The organism is Myxococcus eversor (assembly GCF_010894455.1).
Taxonomy (GTDB): Bacteria; Myxococcota; Myxococcia; order Myxococcales; family Myxococcaceae; genus Myxococcus; species Myxococcus eversor.
In genome coordinates, this window is the sequence record NZ_JAAIXY010000115.1 from 1 (window position 1) to 378 (window position 378).

A 378-nucleotide genomic window follows, 5' to 3' on the forward strand; every position below is an offset into this window, starting at 1 on the left:
ACACCCGTCCTCTCGGGCCCCTCGTACATGCCTTGCTTCGCGGACCCAGGTCGTCACCAGGCGCGGCACCGTCATCCACTACATGGAAGTGAAGGTGAATGACGCGCAGTGCTCGAAAGCCCAGCGCAATGCCCAGGAGTTCGTCGAGGACCGCCTCAAGAACGCGCTCAACGGCCAGTACGGCATCCCCGCCCAGCAAGGCGCGCAGACCATCGAGCAGGCGATGGGACGGGGCGCGGACTTCGAGCTCCATCTCATCCGGGTGTCCATGCCCCGCAACGGCACCTTGGAGTACCGGCAGGGCAACCCCATCACCGCCACGTGCTACCCCTGGGGCGAAACCGGCGGACGCGGCGGGCAGCCTGTCGTCATCCTCCA

At 66.7% G+C, this 378-nt stretch carries 1 protein-coding gene; it reads left to right on the forward strand.

Features of this window, described 5'->3' with window-relative positions; translation table 11 throughout:
* Positions 1-94: 94 nt before the first annotated feature.
* On the forward strand, positions 95-378 hold a 284-nt coding region (locus G4D83_RS45385; protein WP_163871190.1), incomplete at its 3' end, for a hypothetical protein.